This is a genomic window from Paenibacillus sp. JNU01 (genome assembly GCF_059130585.1).
In genome coordinates, this window is sequence record NZ_CP169723.1 from 4,130,135 (window position 1) to 4,149,621 (window position 19,487).

The 19,487-nt window shown below is 47.4% G+C and carries 17 protein-coding genes and 1 riboswitch; of the genes, 9 read left to right on the forward strand and 8 right to left on the reverse strand.

Features of this window, described 5'->3' with window-relative positions; all coding sequences use genetic code 11:
- Positions 1 to 41 precede the first annotated feature (41 nt).
- The 5 genes from NLBNIHML_RS17930 to NLBNIHML_RS17950 all read right to left on the reverse strand — a co-directional run bounded on the left by NLBNIHML_RS17930 (position 42) and on the right by NLBNIHML_RS17950 (position 5,111).
- Positions 42 to 401 carry a c-type cytochrome gene (locus NLBNIHML_RS17930; RefSeq protein ID WP_278297432.1) on the reverse strand — a complete coding sequence of 120 codons (360 nt, stop codon included), beginning with the start codon at positions 399 to 401 and terminating at the stop codon, positions 42 to 44.
- Positions 402 to 551: 150 nt separating this feature from the next.
- Entirely contained in the window at positions 552 to 1,046 is a 495-nt protein-coding gene (locus tag NLBNIHML_RS17935) for a GNAT family N-acetyltransferase (protein WP_339258202.1), read from the reverse strand.
- A gap of 354 nt (positions 1,047 to 1,400) precedes the next feature.
- Positions 1,401 to 1,871, reverse strand: a complete 471-nt coding sequence (locus tag NLBNIHML_RS17940) for a C40 family peptidase (protein WP_440392513.1) — start codon at positions 1,869 to 1,871, stop codon at positions 1,401 to 1,403.
- Positions 1,872 to 1,874: 3 nt separating this feature from the next.
- Positions 1,875 to 2,012: riboswitch (cyclic di-AMP (ydaO/yuaA leader) on the reverse strand.
- A 245-nt stretch (positions 2,013 to 2,257) separates the two neighbouring features.
- Positions 2,258 to 3,109: a hypothetical protein gene (locus NLBNIHML_RS17945; RefSeq protein ID WP_339238973.1), complete on the reverse strand. Its 852-nt coding sequence runs from the start codon at positions 3,107 to 3,109 to the stop codon at positions 2,258 to 2,260.
- Positions 3,110 to 3,119: 10 nt separating this feature from the next.
- Complete coding sequence (locus NLBNIHML_RS17950) at positions 3,120 to 5,111, reverse strand: M1 family metallopeptidase (protein WP_494352446.1); 1,992 nt, start codon at positions 5,109 to 5,111, stop codon at positions 3,120 to 3,122.
- A 101-nt stretch (positions 5,112 to 5,212) separates the two neighbouring features.
- On the opposite strand from NLBNIHML_RS17950, the gene NLBNIHML_RS17955 reads away from it, so the two are divergent.
- A complete protein-coding gene (locus NLBNIHML_RS17955) occupies positions 5,213 to 5,716 on the forward strand; it encodes a YwhD family protein (protein ID WP_494352447.1) in 504 nt (167 codons plus the stop codon).
- 199 nt (positions 5,717 to 5,915) lie between these two features.
- Here NLBNIHML_RS17955 and NLBNIHML_RS17960 read toward each other — a convergent pair whose 3' ends face one another.
- Complete coding sequence (locus tag NLBNIHML_RS17960) at positions 5,916 to 7,994, reverse strand: transglycosylase domain-containing protein (protein WP_494352448.1); 2,079 nt, start codon at positions 7,992 to 7,994, stop codon at positions 5,916 to 5,918.
- Positions 7,995 to 8,406: 412 nt separating this feature from the next.
- On the opposite strand from NLBNIHML_RS17960, the gene speE reads away from it, so the two are divergent.
- Complete coding sequence (gene speE / locus NLBNIHML_RS17965; RefSeq protein WP_017691306.1) at positions 8,407 to 9,234, forward strand: polyamine aminopropyltransferase; 828 nt, start codon at positions 8,407 to 8,409, stop codon at positions 9,232 to 9,234.
- A gap of 14 nt (positions 9,235 to 9,248) precedes the next feature.
- Positions 9,249 to 10,118, forward strand: coding sequence for an agmatinase (gene speB, locus NLBNIHML_RS17970; RefSeq protein ID WP_278297424.1), 870 nt, complete (start codon positions 9,249 to 9,251; stop codon positions 10,116 to 10,118).
- 421 nt (positions 10,119 to 10,539) lie between these two features.
- Here speB and NLBNIHML_RS17975 read toward each other — a convergent pair whose 3' ends face one another.
- Positions 10,540 to 10,671, reverse strand: a complete 132-nt coding sequence (locus tag NLBNIHML_RS17975; RefSeq protein ID WP_017691304.1) for a hypothetical protein — start codon at positions 10,669 to 10,671, stop codon at positions 10,540 to 10,542.
- 393 nt (positions 10,672 to 11,064) lie between these two features.
- Here NLBNIHML_RS17975 and NLBNIHML_RS17980 point away from each other — a divergent pair, with 393 nt between their 5' ends.
- The 5 genes from NLBNIHML_RS17980 (at position 11,065) to argS (ending at position 16,588) form a co-directional block, all read left to right on the forward strand.
- A complete protein-coding gene (locus NLBNIHML_RS17980) occupies positions 11,065 to 12,252 on the forward strand; it encodes a WD40/YVTN/BNR-like repeat-containing protein (RefSeq protein WP_494352449.1) in 1,188 nt (395 codons plus the stop codon).
- A gap of 218 nt (positions 12,253 to 12,470) precedes the next feature.
- Positions 12,471 to 13,952: an alpha-N-arabinofuranosidase gene (locus tag NLBNIHML_RS17985; protein WP_339238979.1), complete on the forward strand. Its 1,482-nt coding sequence runs from the start codon at positions 12,471 to 12,473 to the stop codon at positions 13,950 to 13,952.
- Complete coding sequence (locus NLBNIHML_RS17990) at positions 13,952 to 14,221, forward strand: DUF6171 family protein (RefSeq protein WP_237178610.1); 270 nt, start codon at positions 13,952 to 13,954, stop codon at positions 14,219 to 14,221. Before NLBNIHML_RS17985 ends, NLBNIHML_RS17990 begins: the two co-directional genes overlap by 1 nt.
- A 265-nt stretch (positions 14,222 to 14,486) precedes the next feature.
- Entirely contained in the window at positions 14,487 to 14,912 is a 426-nt protein-coding gene (locus NLBNIHML_RS17995; RefSeq protein ID WP_339238980.1) for a YwiB family protein, read from the forward strand.
- Positions 14,909 to 16,588, forward strand: coding sequence for an arginine--tRNA ligase (argS, locus tag NLBNIHML_RS18000; RefSeq protein WP_339238982.1), 1,680 nt, complete (start codon positions 14,909 to 14,911; stop codon positions 16,586 to 16,588). Before NLBNIHML_RS17995 ends, argS begins: the two co-directional genes overlap by 4 nt.
- Before the next feature lie 286 nt (positions 16,589 to 16,874).
- Here the strand turns inward: argS and NLBNIHML_RS18005 are convergent, their stop codons facing one another.
- Positions 16,875 to 18,029, reverse strand: coding sequence for a S8 family peptidase (locus NLBNIHML_RS18005; protein ID WP_339258214.1), 1,155 nt, complete (start codon positions 18,027 to 18,029; stop codon positions 16,875 to 16,877).
- A 459-nt stretch (positions 18,030 to 18,488) separates the two neighbouring features.
- Between NLBNIHML_RS18005 and rpoE the strand changes: the two genes are divergently transcribed.
- Positions 18,489 to 19,058, forward strand: coding sequence for a DNA-directed RNA polymerase subunit delta (rpoE, locus tag NLBNIHML_RS18010; protein WP_062838121.1), 570 nt, complete (start codon positions 18,489 to 18,491; stop codon positions 19,056 to 19,058).
- Positions 19,059 to 19,487 lie beyond the last annotated feature (429 nt).

Consider the following 19,487-nt stretch of genomic DNA (forward strand, 5'->3'; position numbering starts at 1 on the left):
AAAAGGGGATTAAGGGCCTCTTTGTTATGTGTGTGCAGAGATTACTTCTTCTCTGACAGCCACATGGCGATATTAGCAATCTCTTCATCCTGCAGTTTGCCCTTGAAGGAAGGCATACCGCCACCTTTACCTTTGACAATCGTAGTGTAGATCTTCTCCAGATCATCCTGGCTGCCGATGTTTGCTAGAGCAGGTCCTACGCCACCCTGAAGCTGATCCCCGTGACAGGAGATACAATTGGCTTTGACCAGTGCTTCAGCCTGTCCGGCATCCAATGTGACTTCCGGCATGGTAGGCTTGGCTTCTTCAGCCACTTCTTCTTTCCCTGGAAGCGTAAACATTAAAACAATAGCTAAAGCGCATGCTGCAAAAAATACTCCGCTCATGATCCATTTGTGCATCCCTTATGTCCCCTCCAGAATGAAAGATCATCTAACCTGAAACTATCCATATCATTATAACGGAACCTGTACTGACATCATAGCATTTTGTGGGAAATTTTTGAACTAATCACATAACAAGGCGCAAATTTGGTTGTTTTGCAATGGATTTTAATCACGAGGCCCTTCATAAACCATACAGTGAAAGGGCTTCAAGCCGCTTGGGGTCTGTCGTTCGTATGTATCCTGGGTGACAAATCCACTCTTTAGATAGACTTGAATGGCACGAGCATTCCAAGTGAGCACTTCCAGATCGATCTCATTCATCGGATTTCGGCGAATGGCTTCCTGTACAATGGCCGTGACAAAAGCTGTCCCTTGCCCCTGACCACACAGCTCTGGATGCATGCCGAGGCCAATCCGGGTTACCCCTTGAAGTGGGAAGTATTGAGCAAATCCACATATACGATCGTTCTGATCCAGGACAATCGCATATTGCTCCTGCCGCAGCTGTGCATCTCCGAATTCCACTTCCAGCGCTTTCATCTGCTCCCAGGGGAGCCAGCTGTAGATATTGTAAGGCGGATCATACTGCCAACTGCAGATGAGCTCCGCATGTTCTTCTCGCATGGGTACAACGTGAAACGTTACGGGGGCTTCCTTCATACACCTGCATGCTCCTTTCCTTGAAACAGAACTCTCTGTCCACTCTACAAAAGAGATATTCATTTAGCAAGTCTCTCTTACCAGAAAAAAATATGAAACAAAAGTTCCGGTAATTCCGTTTATATTATAACAGGATGGGTAAAAACATCATAAGGGCACGGACGAACGAGCACAAAATGAGCCTGTTGATGTTGCAGGATAGCCCCGAGCGTAACTTGCAATATGAATCAGGATGGAAGCACAAAAAAACCGCCGGATACATTCCTGCGGAGAATGTACCGGGCGGTTCTGTTATGCTTCTTGCTTCGTTACAGTATGGTTCATGGTTACAGTATCATGTTGCTCAGCTTGTCCCTAGTCAAGGGCCAGTGATTCATACGCGTCCGTGCTCATAATCCGTTTAGCGCCAACATAACGATTGGCCCAATAGCTTTCACTCAATGCACTGATCGTAACACCTTTGGAAGAAGAAGAGTGTGCGAACTTTCCATCCCCTACAAAGATTCCTACATGGGATACGCCTTTACCTGTAGTATTAAAGAATACCAGATCGCCAGCTCTCATTTCCATGCGGGATACGGAATCGCCCATGTCGAATTGGGAACTGGATTGGCGTGCCAAATCAATACCCAATTTGTCGAATACATACCGTGTAAATCCGGAGCAGTCAAAGCCGTTAAGCGTTGTTCCCCCACTTTTGTATGTAGTTCCCATTGCTGAATCAATTACTTTATCCATTTTTGAATCTGCGAATGCGCTACCTGCACCAAGCGATAATGCGAATGTGATGCTAAGTACAGCTGCGGTTAATTTCTTCTTGAACAAGAGATATTCCCCTTCCAACGCCTGCGAGGTTAGCTTAAGGATTCGGTTGAAGGTCCCCTATGATCCCTCTGTAGCAAGATCAATTCACCCATAACTGGTTCCCCCGCTTCCCAGGTGCCAGGAATTTGGCTATGCTAGTTATGCACCTGCGAAATCAAGAAATGACGATTTAATTTTAAGTAGTTACAAATATGAATGTAAAGATTACAAAGTTGTTACTAAAAACTCACTGCGATTATTGTAACAGAGGAGTACGTCTTTGGCAACGTTTAGCAACAAAATTAGCAAAAAAAACCTCGACCTTTGACGGGGAAAGGTTGAGGTTTGCCTATTTATAAGTACATAGCAGGCCATGAGTTTAACATGTGATGGTAACAATTTTTAAACTAAATGCTCTCACCTTTGGATACTTTGGACTGCCACAATCGGAAATGGCTGCATATTTTCCACAGACTCAATAGACATCTGGCAAGTGGATACGTCTGCTGTAGTATAAGTCCGGTAAGTCCCGTTAATAACCATGAGGCTGAAGTGAATGCCCCAAAGACGAGTAAGTGGACTCCGCCCAGCAGGAGAGCAATGCCGATAACGGCGATGAGATGACGCAGTGCAATCCAGAGTGCTTTGAGGGTGCCGTGAGCCCCGCCTTCTCCTTCTGGTGCCGACACACCGAACTGCATGTAGAGCATGACATGGTGGATGACCCATCCATATACAATCCAGGCAGCAACATAAGGTATACCAGGCAAAAGTAATTGAAGGGAATGAAATCCGTCCATGAGGATCGAGTAGAGCTTCGGTATGAGCCAGTAGGCGGGCAGAAGTATCAATAATGTACGTATGGTGTGCAGCAGCAGCATCGGTTTCCACAGTTTTTTGATTCCACGGACGAATGGGATGCGCTCTTCTGTAGAATTAAAGTGCTGAAGTGAGTAGAGCAGTCCTGCCTGAATAAGGGGGCTGATCAACATGCGAACCAGCAGCATGCCCCCCAGAATCCATAGATAACGATGAACCTCCGGATGGGTAGATAGGTTAAGTTGGCTTTCCATTTTGAACAAAAGTGTACTCAGTTCCCCGGCATCAGAATCTGGATAGCGCAGGAGGAGTGGGATGACTGCCGATTGTACCATTCGATAGAAGAAATATCCCCAAATGAGTTGATAAAGAAATAAGAGTGCCGCAATGAACATATGCTGACGGACGAGAAACCAGCCTTCACGTATTTTCGCTTTCACCGTATCCACCTCACCATGACAGACCTCCGAATATGGCTTCTATTAGTTTGGTTACACTCATGCTCCAGCGGGACTTCGTCTGCTCATCCAGTCCGGATTTTAGGAAATTGTTCATATGGCGGTTCTCCAGCACGATCGTGTACAGGGGATCGGTCATGGCCCAGGCTACGGGGGATGTGTGCGTTAATTTATAGGTAATTCGATCTTCTATGCCATCCCATTGCTTGGTGAGGGTATGTCCGTCTTCAAAAGCAATGCGAACAGGAACGGCGTTGTAATCACTGCCTTTTTTGACGATCGTCACGGATGACTCGTACCATGTTTGACCGTCTTTCTGTACAGGCGTAACACGAATCTTCTCTACAGCAAAGTCAGCCATTCCATTACCGTAGACGTATTGGTCAAAATAATCAGACCAGGACGTGCGGGTCACTTGTTCCACAACGTTCTGAAAATCTGCCGAAGTGGGATGTTTGAAGCGGTACTTCTTCACATAGGTAGAGAGAATGCGTTCCATCTTTTTTGTGCCGACTTGATGTTCAATACCAAGCAATACAAGCTTGCCACGTGTGTAGACATTGGCTGCATACTCATTCTGTGAATCGAACTTCCAGGATTCTTGTGTTAAGGATGAAGGAGACGTAATCAGGCCCGATTGTACCGGCAGATTCGGAATCAATCCGTATTCCTGCTCCATCAATTTGTCTTCTGCATAAGAGGTGAACCCCTCATCCAGCCAGGCTTCCTCGAATTCGTTGCTGGCAACCATGCCGTAGAAGTACTGGTGTCCGATCTCGTGGACTACGGTACGTTCCAGGTCATAACCTGGAGTAGTGTCATCGGCTCCAAAGGCCGTTACCAGCGTAGGGTATTCCATACCTCCAGCACCGTTCCCCGCTTTGGGTGGAACAACGATGGATAAGGTAGCATAAGGATACGGGCCAAACCATTTGCTATAATTGGATAGAGCGGCCTTCGCGGCGTAGAAATAACGTTCCTTCAGATCCTGATGAGCAGGATCCAAATATAATTTGATTCGTACACCAGGCACATTGGGTGCAGAGAAGGGTTCCTCGGCGTAGACAAAATCCGGTGAAGCTGCCCAGGCGAAATCATGCACATCATCGGCATAGAATTGATAGACTTTTTCTCCGTTCTTCACCACGGCTTGTTGTGTCGGAAATCCGGTAGCGGCAACTTTGTATGTTTCAGGCACCCGAATACGCACACTATATATACCGAAGTCGGCGTAAAACTCTGAATTGCCATGGTATTGGTGCAGATTCCAACCTTCCGTTGTCCGTCCGCGCCTGCCCACAGGTTCATAGGCACTTAATTTGGGAAACCATTGACCTGCCATGACAAAATCATCAGCAGTTCCCATCCGGGCAAAAATCTTTGGCAGATTCACTTGGAAGCGGGTGTGGAGTGTAATGCTTTCTCCGCCTTTGACGGGTTTGGGTAAGCGTACTTTAATGAGGGTGGTGTCCTTGATATTTCCGTCATCTGGTTGCACATACTGCATCCGGTGCAGCAGAGAGAGCCCGTCCTCCGTTTTCATTTCGGTAATATTCATGGAGCCATAACCGTTGGTAGGCATGACATCACCCCGAAGCTTTCCGCCGGATTCCTTCATAAAGGTGGTGTCAGCAGAAGAGAAGGCGTTGGGATACATATGAAAGTAAAGCTCGTTGACGGTTTTTTTACCTGGATGTGTCCAAGTAATCGTCTGAGTCCCTTCCAGTACGTTCCCTTCGACCAGTTTTACATCCATGTGATATTCCACAACACGGTTGCTGTACACTTCGGCAGTAGGGGTCTGTACACTTTCTGGAGGTGCTGGGGTTGGGGCTTTTGCCTTAGGCTTGCCCGATTCCGGGGCAAGTGTTGGCAATTCGGAATGAGTTGAGTGAGTATAACCCAGAGTGATCCATATCCCTCCGGCCAGCACACACAGGGCCAGGGATGCGGTGAGCCAGCTCTTGGCGCGTCGTGGAATCATCGATAAATACCTCCCGTTGACAAGCATCTACAGCATGTATATGTTTGCAATGGGCCGATTATTAGTTAAAATATTTGTATCAACCCTTGGAGGCTATAAACATGGACCAAAACGAGCAAAACGGCAAAAAGCAGATTGCCTTGAATATCGTTAGTGCAAAGAGCAAGCATAAAGGCTTCGGTGCAGGCTCCATTGATCTGAATAACCTATCTCCGGTCATTATTGACAATGGCGAAGCCAAAATTGATATTGGTGCGATGCATGCGAAGAGTAAAGTGGAGCGCAATATCAAGTTCTCGACGAATCGTGAAGATGTGCCCAACGGACGCCAAGTATGGCTGGTGTGGGTAGCTGTGGATCGGACGGAAGAGGGGCAGCTGTATGGTGGAGCAACAGCATGTGAGATGTGGATCGATACAGAAGCGAGACGTGGATGGAAACTGCTGGCAGAACATGTGAATCGCATGGATTATGCCATGAAGCGCCGTTTCATGCTGGATGAGCTGGGGCCGGATGATCGGGCTGCACTCAAGAAGCTGTTGATCTCACACAACGAAGAATGGTGGAATGCCTCTCCGGAAGAATTGAAAGAGGCACTCGCTTAAGGCAAATCATTCAACACCGTATAAAATCAAAAAAAGCAAAAGGACCCTTGACCGTAAAGTTCGGTTTGGGGTCTTTTGCTTGTGTATGATCTGTATTCATCGAACTGAATAATTATGAGTTTTCATCCGAAGTTAATTTCCAAATGCATAATATAACGAGAGGTTACGGGTGACGCAACTAAGTCATCGTGCATTTGCGTCATTCTACCCACCAACGTTTGAAATCTCCCCACCAGGAATGTTTCTCTTCCTGTATGCCTTGTTGATTCTGTACCTCACGGGTCTTCTCATCTTCTCCAGGATCCGAATCATCCGTCGTACCGTGGCAGACCTCTGTGGGTTCAGTGCCATCAATAAAAACTTCCAGTCGTTTCTCTTCGCAACCGTTGCCTGCCAGCTTGCCGGATTCCGGGTCAATATAGACACTTACGACGTGATCAGGAACAGTGAAAATTTTGGGTGGTACGCTCGCAAGCGCCTGCTCTGTGAATTGGGCAAAGATTGGTGCCGCGCGGCGGCCGTCCGAAGTCGATATGGCTTTGCCTTGGTCATATCCAACCCATACGGCGGTAGAAAGCTCTGGTGTGAATCCAACGAGCCAGGCATCCGTGTTGGTTGTGCCTGTCTTTCCGGCTACCGGACGTTTAATTGTGGCAGATACCCGGTTACCGGTTCCTCCATTTTCGAATACACTTTCCATTAATCGAGTTAGTACATAAGCTGCCGCAGGTTCCACAACGGTCTCAGCCTTGGTTTGAGGCGATTCATAGAGTACACGTCCTGCTGCATCCGTCACTTGCAGAATGGCGACAGGCGGCGTCCGTTGTCCACCAGCAGCAATGACGGAAAAGGCCGACGCCATCTCCAGCGGGCTGACAGGTGACGTTCCAAGTGCGAGAGAAGGTACGGCGCTCAGGTTGCTAGTAATACCGAGGTTTTTCGCCATACTCACAACCTGCTCAGGACCGATCTGCATAATGGTGTTCACCGCATAGATATTGTCTGAAGCGGCGATCGCTTGTCTAAGGTCAATCTCACCCAGATACTTGTCTCCGAAGTTGCCGGGTTTATAGGTCTTACGGTCATTGTCGTAGTGAAATAGGGTAGGTTCACTATTAAATATGGATGCACTGGTGAGTTGCTTGGACTCCAGGGCAGCCAGATACATAATAGGTTTAAACGCCGAACCTGGCTGGCGCGTTGTCGCCAGTACATGGTTAATCTGATTGGTGCGGTAATTCTTGCCGCCCACCATGGCTTTAATGTAGCCCGTGCGAGGGTCGATGGACACCAGAGCCGTCTCCAGCTCACTTTTGGCATCCATACCTTTCGCTATGGCGTCTTCCGCTGCTTTTTGTACACGCAGATCCAGTGTGGTGTAGATGTTCAATCCTCCGTGATCCAGCATCGCTTCACTGATTCCCAGCTCTTTGATGGCCAGATTCCGGATATAGTCACGGAAATACGGGGCGCTTTCCACCGTTTTACGCTCACTTTCCGGTTTGAACACCAGCATTTGCTCATAAGCTTTATCCGCTTCAGCTTGGGTGATCTTGCCGATATCAGCCATGGCATTCAGCACGATCTTCTGCCGGTCTTTGGCGTTTTTCATATGGTTATAGGGTGAATAGTAGGTCGGTCCTTTCGGGATGCCTGCCAGCATGGCGCTCTCTGCGAGATCCAGCTGTTTGGCGGATTTGCCAAAATACATTCGCGAAGCTGCTTCGATTCCGTATGCACCATGCCCATAATAGATTTCATTCAGATACATCTGTAGGACTTCATCCTTGCTGTATTTCATCTCCAATTGCGCCGTATACATGGCTTCTTTTGCTTTGCGAGTCCATGTTTTCTCATGAGATAGATATAGATTGCGCGCCAGTTGCTGGGTCAATGTACTCGCGCCTTGCGACATCTGCATATGTTCGAGGTTAACGAGCACGGCCCGTCCCATTCCTTGAACGTCAAAACCGTAGTGATTATAGAACTTGCGATCCTCTACAGCCAGAGTGGCGTTGACGAGATTCGGAGCGATATCCTCCAGTTGAACCGGAACTGAGTCTTTGCCACCGGCGGAGAAGGTAGCGATCACTTCCCCTTGACTGTCCAGCAATCGGGAATTCCGATCAGAGTCTGCGAGGGGCAGGCTGGTTGCGTATAGGTAGACCAATCCTGCAGCGGTAGCAAGCATGGCGAGCACGGCGAGCAGAAACAGGTTTTTAATGAATTTACGTACACGGAACCCGCGTTTGCGGGTCTTTTGACTTGGCTTGGTCATGGAACGGGCTCCTCTCTTTTCTTCCAGTATGGGACTTCATTGGCAGGGATATTCAATCAGGTACATAAGCAGACAAAATGTAGCGTTTTCGCCGGAAAAACCGTTTTGCAGTATAAACGTCAATCGCGTATAATGCAAAAGGGTAATGAAAAGGTAAGATTCGGCACAAGATACTAAAGCGCGTAAGGACGAACAGACGAATGGTCATTGATTCATTGATTAGTCAGACGCTCTGCACGCTCTGGTCAATTTAATCTATATAATGAAGTGAACCGCGGACTTTTCCCGCAGGCCAGCAATCATAACGTGATATGGCGCCGAACGCTGGACGTGCTTGGGCGAACCGATTATAGTGCATCGCACTTGATCGGGTATGGCTGATCATTAACTTTACGGAAAGAAGGTAGAGATTATGGAATTGTGGTTTACGGAGAAACAGACCCCGGTATTCGGGATCACCGCGAAGATTAAGCAGACCTATGTCACAGAGAAAACCGATTTTCAAGATTTGGCCATGGTAGAAACCGAGGAATTCGGTAACATGTTGCTTCTTGATGGCATGGTGATGACGACCGTAAAAGACGAATTCGTATATCACGAAATGGCGGCACATCCTGCGCTGAACACTCACCCGAATCCGAAAAAAGTTCTGGTTGTCGGTGGCGGCGATGGCGGGGTCATTCGTGAAGTGATCAAGCATGCTGCTGTAGAAAAAGCAGTTCTCGTCGAGATCGACGGAAAAGTCATTGAATACTCCAAAAAATATTTGCCTGAGATCGCCGGCAAGTTGGACGAGCCTAATGTTGAAGTGCTTGTCAACGACGGCTACATGCATATTATTGAACATAAAAATGAATACGATGTGATCATCGTAGACTCTACAGAGCCTGTAGGTCCGGCTGCTCCATTGTTTGAGCGCGGTTTCTACCAAGGTATCTATGAAGCGTTAAAAGAAGACGGAATCTTCGTTGCCCAAACGGACAACCCGTGGTTCAAGGCGGATCTGATCCAGAAGGTGAACAAAGACGTCAAAGAAATCTTCCCGATCGTACATGTGTACGGCTGTAATATTCCAACCTATCCAAGTGGTTTGTGGACATTCACGATGGGTAGCAAGAAACATGACCCGCTCGAAGTGGATGAGACCCAAATCCCGGAGATGGATACCAAGTATTACTCTCCGCGTCTGCATAAAGCAGCATTTGTACTTCCTAAATTCGTGGAAGATTTAACGAAATAAAGGGGAAATCATTAATGAAACTGGATCAAGCTTATTCAGGAAACGTATTTATTTGCAGCTCTGAGGATTATGAGAACTCGAAAGCAGTTATCTATGGTATGCCCATGGATTATACTGTCAGCTTCCGTCCGGGTTCCCGTTTTGGCCCATCTCATATCCGTCAAGCATCGGTTGGACTCGAAGAGTACAGCCCATATCTCGACAAAAGCATCGTAGACATGACGTACTTTGACGCTGGAGACTTGCTACTGCCTTTCGGTAACGCGGGACGTAGCCTTGATGTAATTCATGAATACATCGGCAGTCTGCTTGCTGATGACAAGTTCCCAGTTGGTCTCGGTGGCGAGCATCTGGTTACTTGGCCAGTCATCCAACAAATGTACAAGAAATACCCGGATCTTATCCTGATTCATATTGATGCACACGCAGACCTTCGTGAAAATTATGAAGGCGAGCCATTGTCTCACTCCACGCCAGTGCGTAAAGCAGCTGAGTTGATGGGTGGCCAAAACATCTATCAGTTCGGTATCCGTTCTGGTTCCCGTGAGGAGTTCCAGTATGGTCGCGAGAACATCAACTTCTACCCATTTGAAGTGGCAGCTCCGATGAAGGAAGCTCTTCCGAAGATGGGCAACCGTCCAGTATATGTGACCATTGACATCGATGTGCTTGATCCGTCAGCAGCTCCAGGAACAGGTACAGCAGAAGCGGGCGGCATTACGTCCAAAGAACTGCTGGAAGCCATCCATATGATCGCCGGATCTGATGTAAATGTAGTTGGTTGTGACCTGGTTGAAGTAGCACCAATCTATGATCCCACACAACAGACACAGATTGTAGCTGCGAAGCTGATTCGCGAAATGCTGCTTGGATTCGTGAAATAACACAGAATAATTGATAAAGATAACGCTCTCTGTCTGCGCTGTTTCAAATTAGCGCAGGGAGGGCGTTTTTTTGTTCACGTTTATCCCTGTGTCCTCAACTATTCTAGCCTAAGGAACGGAATTGATTGTTGGACCAAAAGTATTCTGGCAAACCAAATAACGAAGTTAAATTAAGTTAACTTAACTTAATTTAACTTTTGGAAAGAGCTATGCTATACTGACTACATAAGTATTCAGTAGTATATTAATTGATATATTACATTCGTGAAGTATATGGTGATCGGGTTCGACCATATACTAAAAAAGAGTCTTCACCGCGCCAACGGCAAAGACTCTTAGGACCCGAAAGGCTGTGGATTGCCACGGCGCGCATGAACTAAATAATGCTATTCAAGCGAAACCCACCGTCAGGCTTCCGACCTTATGAGGTGGGTTTTCGCTTGCTACGAAACTTTTTGCGTAACCAACGGTAAAGCTTTCGTCCACTCAGTACAATACTGAGGATCGCAGCAATCCATCGGATCACATCAAGCAACGCCACAAGTTTGACCATCGACGTCACCCCCTCTCGGGAAGCTGCGCCGTGATCTGGAAAACATCCACCGTTATTCAAGAGTCCATAATATAGATTATAGCACGTATGTTCCTATGCCTCTACCATTTATTACTTGTCTTAGTATAGGCTTTCATATGCAGATATCCTGCCTTGGCATGACTCCATCTTAATATTTATGCCTTTTCTTATGTATCAGTTTTGTTATCCTTTCTGTGGGGACGTATCCCATTTAACTTAGAGTACATAACGTTTGTTGATGCACCATCCTTGCCTACATGATCCAATCATGGGTAAAGGTGGTTTTTTTCTTGCGAAATTGTCATCGAAGTGAACCAGATTGTTACGTTATCATCACCCGATTTGGGTAAAACCATAGAAGGAGGTGTTACGATGACAACTAAGAGTACAGTGACATGGAAACGGATTGGTGCACTCGCATTATCGTTAACGCTGGCTTGGGGGATGGGACCGGTACATATGCTTTCAGGCGCAAACGCTGCATCCTCGCAGGATTGTGGAAAGGGAGATCACGGACTAGCTACTACACTGAAAAAGGGTAGCGGCGTGGAAGAGCAGCACCTGCAATTTACAGACATTGATTTTCTTAATGATACGACTGGACGAGCTGGGGGTGAAGGCTTCCTGATCGGAACCTCAAATGCAGGATGTACGTGGCAGTCCATATATACCGGGCAGTGGCAATTCACACAGCTTGATTTTCCGAATAATGTGAATGGATATGCGTTGGCACAAGTGAAAAATTCACCTGCAACCTATCTGATCCGTACCCATGATGGGGGATCGCACTGGACGCGGCTCGATACGCCGGGCATTCAATTCAAGCGAATCGATTTTCGCAATAAAGATGTAGGTTATGGTTACACCTATAATGGTGCATATCAGACGAAGGATGGCGGGGTAACCTGGAGCAAAATGAATACACCTGCCAACACGCGTGCAGTTGCCTTTATCACAGAAAAGCAAGGATATGCCGTGGTGGTTGTACCCGGATCGGGATATCATTTGAAGCAAACGAGTGATGGCGGCAAGAACTGGACAACCTCTCTTCGAGTTGTCTCAGACACATGGAGTGGAGCGGATCTCTATGCACATGGTCAGCAAGTGTGGGCCCTTCTGTATGGTGATGCAGGCATGTCCCAACAATCGTACTCCCTCTATGCGAGCGGCGATCAAGGTAAGAACTGGACCCAAGTATTTGCGCAATCCACAGCAGGAGGAGGTCCTGCGCCAGGTACAAACAGTACGGGTAAAGGAACCGGACCTGCCAATCCAGGTGGTCATCCAGGTAACATGGCGTTGATTGGTAATCAGACAGCTTATCTGTCTGCAGGTTCACCAGCAGCTGGTAAAGTGGGTATCGGACGTTCTTATAATACAGGTTCCACGTGGAAAAACGTTGACTTGAAAGATCCGGGGTACAGTTCCCGTATCTCTTTCCCATCGGCCAAGACGGGTTGGCTCGTCGTAACAAGTGATAACTCCCCTGCGATCTATCAGACTACAGATGGCGGAACAACGTGGACACAAAAAATGTTGTTGCCTTCAGAGCAGGATTAAATAGCCTGTTAATCTGAAATAACAACAGAGCAAATCCAAATTAGAAATGAATGAAGATCAATCTAGTATGTCTCTGCATGGATATCTATAATGAATAAGCCTCTTCCTGGCTAATGATGTGGGAAGGGGCTTGTTTGTGTAGAAATAAAAACGGTTGAAACCTGCTTTAAAACAAGTTATTGTAAGCGATAACAATACATTATATGGAGGTTGAAATCATGGTTGATGTTATTCTAAAGGCAGATTCAGACCAAGGATTAATAAATCGCAATATATATGGTCACTTTTCCGAACACTTGGGACGTTGTATTTATGAGGGGCTGTGGGTAGGAGAAGATTCACCTATTCCGAATACGGATGGAATTCGAAATGATGTATTGACGGCCTTGCAGAAGCTTAATGTTCCAGTTCTTCGTTGGCCGGGCGGTTGTTTTGCCGATGAATATCACTGGAAAGACGGTGTGGGTCCGAAGAGTGAGCGTGCTCGTATGATCAATACGCACTGGGGTGGTGTGGAAGAGAACAATCACTTTGGTACGCATGAATTCTTGAGATTATGTGAGTTGCTCGGCACCGAGCCATATATCAGTGGCAACCTGGGTAGCGGAACCGTGCAGGAAATGCAGGAATGGGTGGAATACATTACGTTTGATGGCGAGTCTCCTATGGCGAACTGGCGGAAACAGAATGGCCGGGAAGAACCGTGGAAGCTGAAGTATTTTGGCGTGGGAAATGAGAACTGGGGATGCGGCGGGAATATGCGTCCTGAATATTATGCGGATGAATATCGTCGGTATGCTACATATGTACGTAATTATTCCGGGAACGAGATTTATAAAATCGCTTGTGGCCCGAACGATAGTAACTATGAATGGATGGAAGTGTTGATGCGGGAAGCTGCCCGTTTCATGGATGGCATCAGTCTTCATTATTATACAATTCCGACAGGTGTGTGGGAAGACAAAGGGAACGCTACCGGTTTTGGAGAGGCTGAATGGTTTACCACGTTAAAGAAAACGCTGTTTATGGATGAATTGCTTGTGAAGCACTCCGAAATTATGGATAAATATGATCCAGATGGCCGGGTGGGTATCATTGTAGACGAGTGGGGAACGTGGTATAACGTTGAGCCGGGAACCAATCCGGGCTTCCTCTACCAGCAAAATACGATGCGGGATGCAGTTCTTGCAGCGGTGAACCTTAACATTTTCAATCAGCATAATAAACGGGTACAGATGGCGAATCTTGCACAGATCGTCAATGTGCTTCAATCGCTTGTGCTCACGGAAGGGGACAAAATGCTCCTGACACCTACGTATCATGTATTTGATATGTATCAGGTTCATATGGATGCGCAGCGGCTGGATTTGAATTATGATAGCCCTGGTTATACCTTCGGAGAAGACACCATTCCTCAGCTCAGCTTATCAGCATCCCGCAACAAGGATGGGGTCATTCATGTGACAGCTTGTAATCTGAGCCACATCGATGAGTTGGAAGTCGTCTGTCAGCTGGACGCAGCTCAAGCGGCTAAAGTATCCGGGCAGATTCTGCACCATACTGATTTTGGCGCATTCAATACCTTTGAACAGCCGAATCATGTTCAGCCAGTGGCGTGGGAGGGACTCACACTGGAGAATAACACCTTGCGTTTTGTTCTTCCTCCAGCATCGGTTGGGGTCATCGCTATAGAGGGATAATGATGAAAAGGCAGGAACCTTGCAAGGGTTGCAATGATCAGTATGATGTGAAGATTAGCGATGCCAAAATGGCCAGACTTGTTGAGATTGCTTCACGCTCGCGTCCGACGGTACAGGATGAGGAATACGAGCGGCGGCTATCCATCTGCTCTGCCTGTCCGGGATTGCAATATGGCACGACTTGTCGGCACTGTGGCTGTCTTGTACAGGTGCGAGCGAAGCTGAGCGAGTCGACATGTCCTTTTCCTTATGAATCACAATGGGCCTGATCGGATGAATGAATATTACTATAATGAAGCAAAAGGGAGCTGCACTTTACAGGTGTAGCTCTTCTTTTTTGGCTTGATGAGGAAAAAACTCTGAATTTGGATTTGAATTGAGCGAGGGAACTGGATATAGTTATACAGTAGAGTGTAGGATAGCGAGCTATCCGGGAATATGAGCGCGTATAGCGACACAACAATACGGGAAGGGCTGTTCTCACCGGCCGTGCCTGATTTTGCGTCGCCTCGAATATAATGGAGGTTAACATTCATGTCGAACATGCGACCGGTACACATCCGGCTGCACAGCCGTTATGAAGGTGAAGATGTGCTGCAGGAAATGCAGGGTGAAGCCGTGTTGAAAGGGTCTGTTCTTTATGTTCGTTATGAAGAACCGGAGGTTGGACCCGAGGGAGGCACAACTCGTACCACATTGAAGCTGGGTGGACAATCCATCAAGATTATACGTCATGGTGAAGTGGAATCGGAGCAGACTTTTGAATTAAATCGGAAGCTTCCTGGTTTCTACCGATCACCATACATGTCGTTTGCCCTGTCCACGCATACACAGAAGCTGGAACTTTCCATTCAGGGATTGAGCGCACGCGCAGCGTGGAGCTACGACTTTTACCGCTTTGATGAAGAATCCGGACATTTCGCGATTAGTTTGCATATACAGGAGGAACCAATTTCATGACACGTAATCCACTAGATACGATTAACGAACGGGTAAGCACGGCCATCGGCAACGCCATTGTGGCGGCCGGAATTGTTACACAGGAAGAATTGCCAGCCATTACATTGGAAGTACCGCGTGAGAAGACACACGGGGACCTGGCTACCAATGCTGCCATGCAGCTGACCAAGATTGCCAAGCGCAATCCGCGCCAGATTGCTGAAGAGATCATTGCCAATCTGAATCTGGCTGAAGCAGGAATCGAGAAGGCTGAGATTGCCGGTCCAGGATTCATTAACTTTAAGTTGGACAAGAGTTACCTTTATCCAGTACTTGCGCTTGTGCAGGAGCAGGGCAAAGACTACGGAAGAATTAGCATCGGAGAAGGGCGCAAAGTCGAGATGGAGTTCGTCAGTGCCAACCCAACAGGCAGTCTGCATCTGGGTCATGCCCGTGGAGCAGCTGTAGGTGATGCTCTATGTAACATCCTTGACTACGCTGGATATGAAGTAACCCGTGAATACTACATTAATGATGCAGGTAATCAGGTGTTTAATCTGGCGCGTTCCATTGAAGCTCGTTATCTGCAAGAGCTGGGTCAGGATGCTGAGATGCCTGAAGATGGTTATCACGGTGAAGATATTAAAGGATTTGCCAAGCAACTCGTTGCTGAAAAGGGTGATGAATTGCTGTCCATGCACCCGGGTGACCGTGCAGCTTATTTCCGTGACTTTGGACTGGAGAAGGAACTGGACAAGATCAAACGTGACTTGAATCGCTTCCGTGTTAACTTTGACATCTGGTTCAGCGAGACCTCCCTGTATGACAACGGAGAAGTTCTGCGAGTGCTTGATGAATTGCGTGACCGCAATGAGATCTATGAGCAAGATGGAGCAACTTGGCTGAAAACGATGCAATACGGTGATGACAAAGAACGTGTGTTGATCAAGAACGATGGCACGTATACTTACCTGACACCAGACATTGCTTATCACCGCGACAAATATGCGCGTGGATACGACACGATGATCAACATCTGGGGTGCGGATCACCATGGTTATATCCCCCGGATGAAAGCTGCGATGCAAGCACTGGGCAATGACCCTGAGAAACTGGTCGTTTTGATTGCACAGATGGTGAGCTTGTTCCAGAACGGCGAGAAAGTGAAAATGTCCAAACGTACAGGTAAAGCTGTAACGATGGAAGATCTGATGGATGAAGTGGGTATTGATGCCATCCGTTATTTCTTCACGATGCGGAGCATGGACTCCCACCTGGACTTTGACATGGACCTTGCAATTTCGACATCCAATGAAAATCCGGTATTTTATGTACAATATGCGCATGCACGTGTATGTAGCGTATACCGTCAGGCTGAAGAACAAGGTATTGAACTGCTGCCACTGGCACAGATCGACCTGTCCAAGCTGACAACAGAGCACGAGTATGACCTTCTTCGCAAAATGGGAGAACTGCCTGAAGAAATCTCGGCAGCGGCAACAGGATATGCGCCTCATCGTATCATCCGTTATGTATACGAGCTGGCATCCCTGTTCCACAGCTACTACCGTGCAGAACGTGTCATTACGGAAGATGCGCAGCAAACTCAGGCACGTCTTGCACTGATCGGTGCTGTGCGTACCGTTATTGCAACGGCGCTTCGTCTGGTAGGCGTAAGCGCACCAGATAAAATGTAAATTCCAGGATTGCGGCCTGCCGCCGCTCCGCCTCAAGCAAAAAGTCTCCATGTCCGCGTTGTGTCTTCAACGTGGTACATGGAGACTTTTTTTTGTTTTGTACCCGGAGCTGAAGAAAACGAATTTCCCTATCTAAGGTACGCTAGCCTCCCCAGACATCACAGCGGGTGCCACTTGAGGATTCAGCCGCAAGCAAGATCCCTTCGCACATTCAAGTCGGGGGTGGGTTACTGTGATTCGCCAAACATCAATCAAACGAGTTCTGCTAATGGTTAGCATAGCCTACTCACTCTTCGCCCTCCTGCATTAGCTTCAGGGCGTCAATCTCACCGCCACGTATTTTGGTTTTCGCTGTGGTAGTCTTGCGGGCTCGCAGTGGGATCGTAGCACGTTTGACGAGGGTCTTGATTTCACTGGGGGATAATCCCGGATGCTTGGCAAGCAGCAAGGCGATAGCACCGCTCACATGCGAGGTTGCCATGGAAGTGCCGCTCATCTCGTGATGCTTGCCTTGCACCCATGAGGAGACAATCTTATCACCAGGTGCATAGACATCCACATATGCGCCACGATTGCTGAAGGAAGCAATACGTCTGTTTTTGTCAGTTGCTCCGACGGATATGGTCTGCGGATAACGTGCTGGATAATCAATGCTGCGTCGTTTGCCATCGTTTCCTGACGAAGCAACAATGACAATTCCGGCATGGTACGCACGATTGACAACATCAAGCAGTGCCTTGCTGCGTGTTTTCATGCCAAAGCTCATGTTGATGATATCGACCCTGTTACGCACACACCAATCGATGCCAAGCACAATGTCGGATACATAAGCCGATCCGTTGTGGTCGAATGCCTTCACGGGATAGATCAGGGACCGTGGAGCTACACCAATCATGCCTGCGGTGCTGTTGGCTGCGGCGATGGTCCCCGCAATGTGGGTGCCGTGTCCATTATCATCATGAGGAAGCAGGCTGCGGTTTAACAGATTGATTCCGCGTGCCAGGGAATATCGAAGATCAGGATGGTGATAATCAGCACCTGTATCAATTACACCGATTTTGATCCGGTGCCCGGTAGATACAGACCATACTTTGGGTGCCCGAATCTGCTTCACTCCCCAGGGTATGCCTTGGGCATTGCTCGGTTTGCTGTGGAGTGCGGTGGCGTGAAGGGAGATGGGGATGTCTTCTTCAATCGTAATCTCATCCCCATAGCGGTATAAATCCTCCGGGCGTTGTACTGTAGCGATAATGGAACGAGCTAGTCGCGAGGAGCGGACGGCCCCAAGGTCGGTAAATTCATTCCGCATTCGGGATAATTCCACGAGGCAGGCCTCGTACTGCTGCGGTTTGGCAAATCGGATCAAATATCGCCCTCCTTGTTCTGGTTCAGGGCGTCTCATTCCGTCAATTAATTGATGCAATAAACCAGTATAGTCCATAATGGGCAGCCCCCTTCGGGATGAACATGCTGAGGTATTCTATGAATGCGCTCATCTCGCCGCATGGGGAACTTGCCCTTTTTTTATAAAAACACATTCACTTCGTGTCAAAACGGGCGCAGGGACATATGATGGATGGAGAGCTAGAGGGCTCTTGCGGGGAACCTGGTGAGGAGCAATCCTTCAAGGGTATACAGTCAAAAGGCGGAGGGGACTCCGTCTTTTTTATTATGGAGTTGTCTCTTTTGCAATGAAGGACACGTATGTTTAATGTCGTATCGCGTTGAATATATTGGACAGATTGGAGCTGCTCTCCGTATTTGCGTCACATCCGTACATAAAAACTTGCTTTTTAACGCTAAATAGGTTTTACTTAGGTTTGTTAATGGATATGTTATACGTAACAGTCCAGTTCGTAGGGGTTAAAAAGTGAATTTTGTGTGAGAGGAAGTGTCTGCAGTGAGTACCTCGCTCAATTTGAAAATTGATAAAGAAAAGGTAAAAGAGATCCCTTTGGTGGACCTTGCCTTTATGGTGCTGAAAGCGGCTAATACGCCGTATTACTATCGTGACTTGATGAATGAGGTAGCGAAGCAGCGCGGAATGACTGATGAAGAAATCAACGAGTTTATCGCCCAGCTATATACCGAGATTAATATCGATGGCCGTTTTGCTTGTGTCGGTACAAGTCTGTGGGGCTTGAAGCGCTGGTATCCGGTAGCTGGAACAGAAGATTCCATGACGGGTGCGAAGCGTCCGCGTATCATCAACGATGAAGATGATGATCTGGAAGATGAAGACTTCGGTGAAGAAGAAGATAGCTATAACAGCGATGAAGACTTCGACAGCACGGATAAAGACGAAGATGAAGACGAAGAAGATGAAGACGAAGATGACATCTTTGATGAAGAAGACAGCGAAGAAGAAGTGCTGGTCGAAGATGACGATCTGGAAGATGAAGACCTCGAAGAAGACGAAGAAGAGTCTGAAAACGAGGATGAATTTGACGACGATTCTGATAATCGGTAGTCATTTTTGACGTCTATAATTTACCCGTTTCCCCGGAATAGTCAGCCTTGACAGCAGACGGGGTAACGGGTAAACTATTGCATGGGCTTATGAATGAGCGACAATATATTTATGTTTTTTATAGAAGGTGCCCCGTCCTGCGGGAGTACTTTTTTTTGTATTTTTAGAGGCATAATTTTGCAAAATAATTTCCTTTCCGTATGCTCCCGGCCAACATTTCGTGGCCCGTTTTTGTATATCAAAAACACCAAATGAAATGAAGGCTACCGGAATATTTGCACCATTTTTTGCTGTAAAACAACGTGTATTTAAACCGTCTTCGCAGAAAGAGCAGTTCGCAGATGCAGGGAATTTCTGCCATTGCTCTTTTTAACGATGATTACCTGGGAAACAGGTTACGATAACACCATATATCGCCTGAATTTCTGT

What these genes read in the sequence shown, in the direction of transcription:
- NLBNIHML_RS17935 (WP_339258202.1), bottom strand. Translation starts at nt 1,046, where the DNA reads ATGAAGGAAGCCCCCGTAACGTTTCACGTTGTACCCATGCGAGAAGAA.
- speB (WP_278297424.1), top strand. Translation starts at nt 9,249, where the DNA reads ATGAAACTGGATCAAGCTTATTCAGGAAACGTATTTATTTGCAGCTCT.
- NLBNIHML_RS17975 (WP_017691304.1), bottom strand. Translation starts at nt 10,671, where the DNA reads ATGGTCAAACTTGTGGCGTTGCTTGATGTGATCCGATGGATTGCTGCG.
- NLBNIHML_RS17995 (WP_339238980.1), top strand. Translation starts at nt 14,487, where the DNA reads ATGTCGAACATGCGACCGGTACACATCCGGCTGCACAGCCGTTATGAA.
- NLBNIHML_RS17950 (WP_494352446.1), bottom strand. Translation starts at nt 5,111, where the DNA reads ATGATTCCACGACGCGCCAAGAGCTGGCTCACCGCATCCCTGGCCCTG.
- NLBNIHML_RS17990 (WP_237178610.1), top strand. Translation starts at nt 13,952, where the DNA reads ATGATGAAAAGGCAGGAACCTTGCAAGGGTTGCAATGATCAGTATGAT.
- NLBNIHML_RS18005 (WP_339258214.1), bottom strand. Translation starts at nt 18,029, where the DNA reads ATGGACTATACTGGTTTATTGCATCAATTAATTGACGGAATGAGACGC.
- NLBNIHML_RS17960 (WP_494352448.1), bottom strand. Translation starts at nt 7,994, where the DNA reads ATGACCAAGCCAAGTCAAAAGACCCGCAAACGCGGGTTCCGTGTACGT.
- NLBNIHML_RS17980 (WP_494352449.1), top strand. Translation starts at nt 11,065, where the DNA reads ATGACAACTAAGAGTACAGTGACATGGAAACGGATTGGTGCACTCGCA.
- argS (WP_339238982.1), top strand. Translation starts at nt 14,909, where the DNA reads ATGACACGTAATCCACTAGATACGATTAACGAACGGGTAAGCACGGCC.
- NLBNIHML_RS17930 (WP_278297432.1), bottom strand. Translation starts at nt 401, where the DNA reads ATGCACAAATGGATCATGAGCGGAGTATTTTTTGCAGCATGCGCTTTA.
- speE (WP_017691306.1), top strand. Translation starts at nt 8,407, where the DNA reads ATGGAATTGTGGTTTACGGAGAAACAGACCCCGGTATTCGGGATCACC.
- NLBNIHML_RS17955 (WP_494352447.1), top strand. Translation starts at nt 5,213, where the DNA reads ATGGACCAAAACGAGCAAAACGGCAAAAAGCAGATTGCCTTGAATATC.
- NLBNIHML_RS17985 (WP_339238979.1), top strand. Translation starts at nt 12,471, where the DNA reads ATGGTTGATGTTATTCTAAAGGCAGATTCAGACCAAGGATTAATAAAT.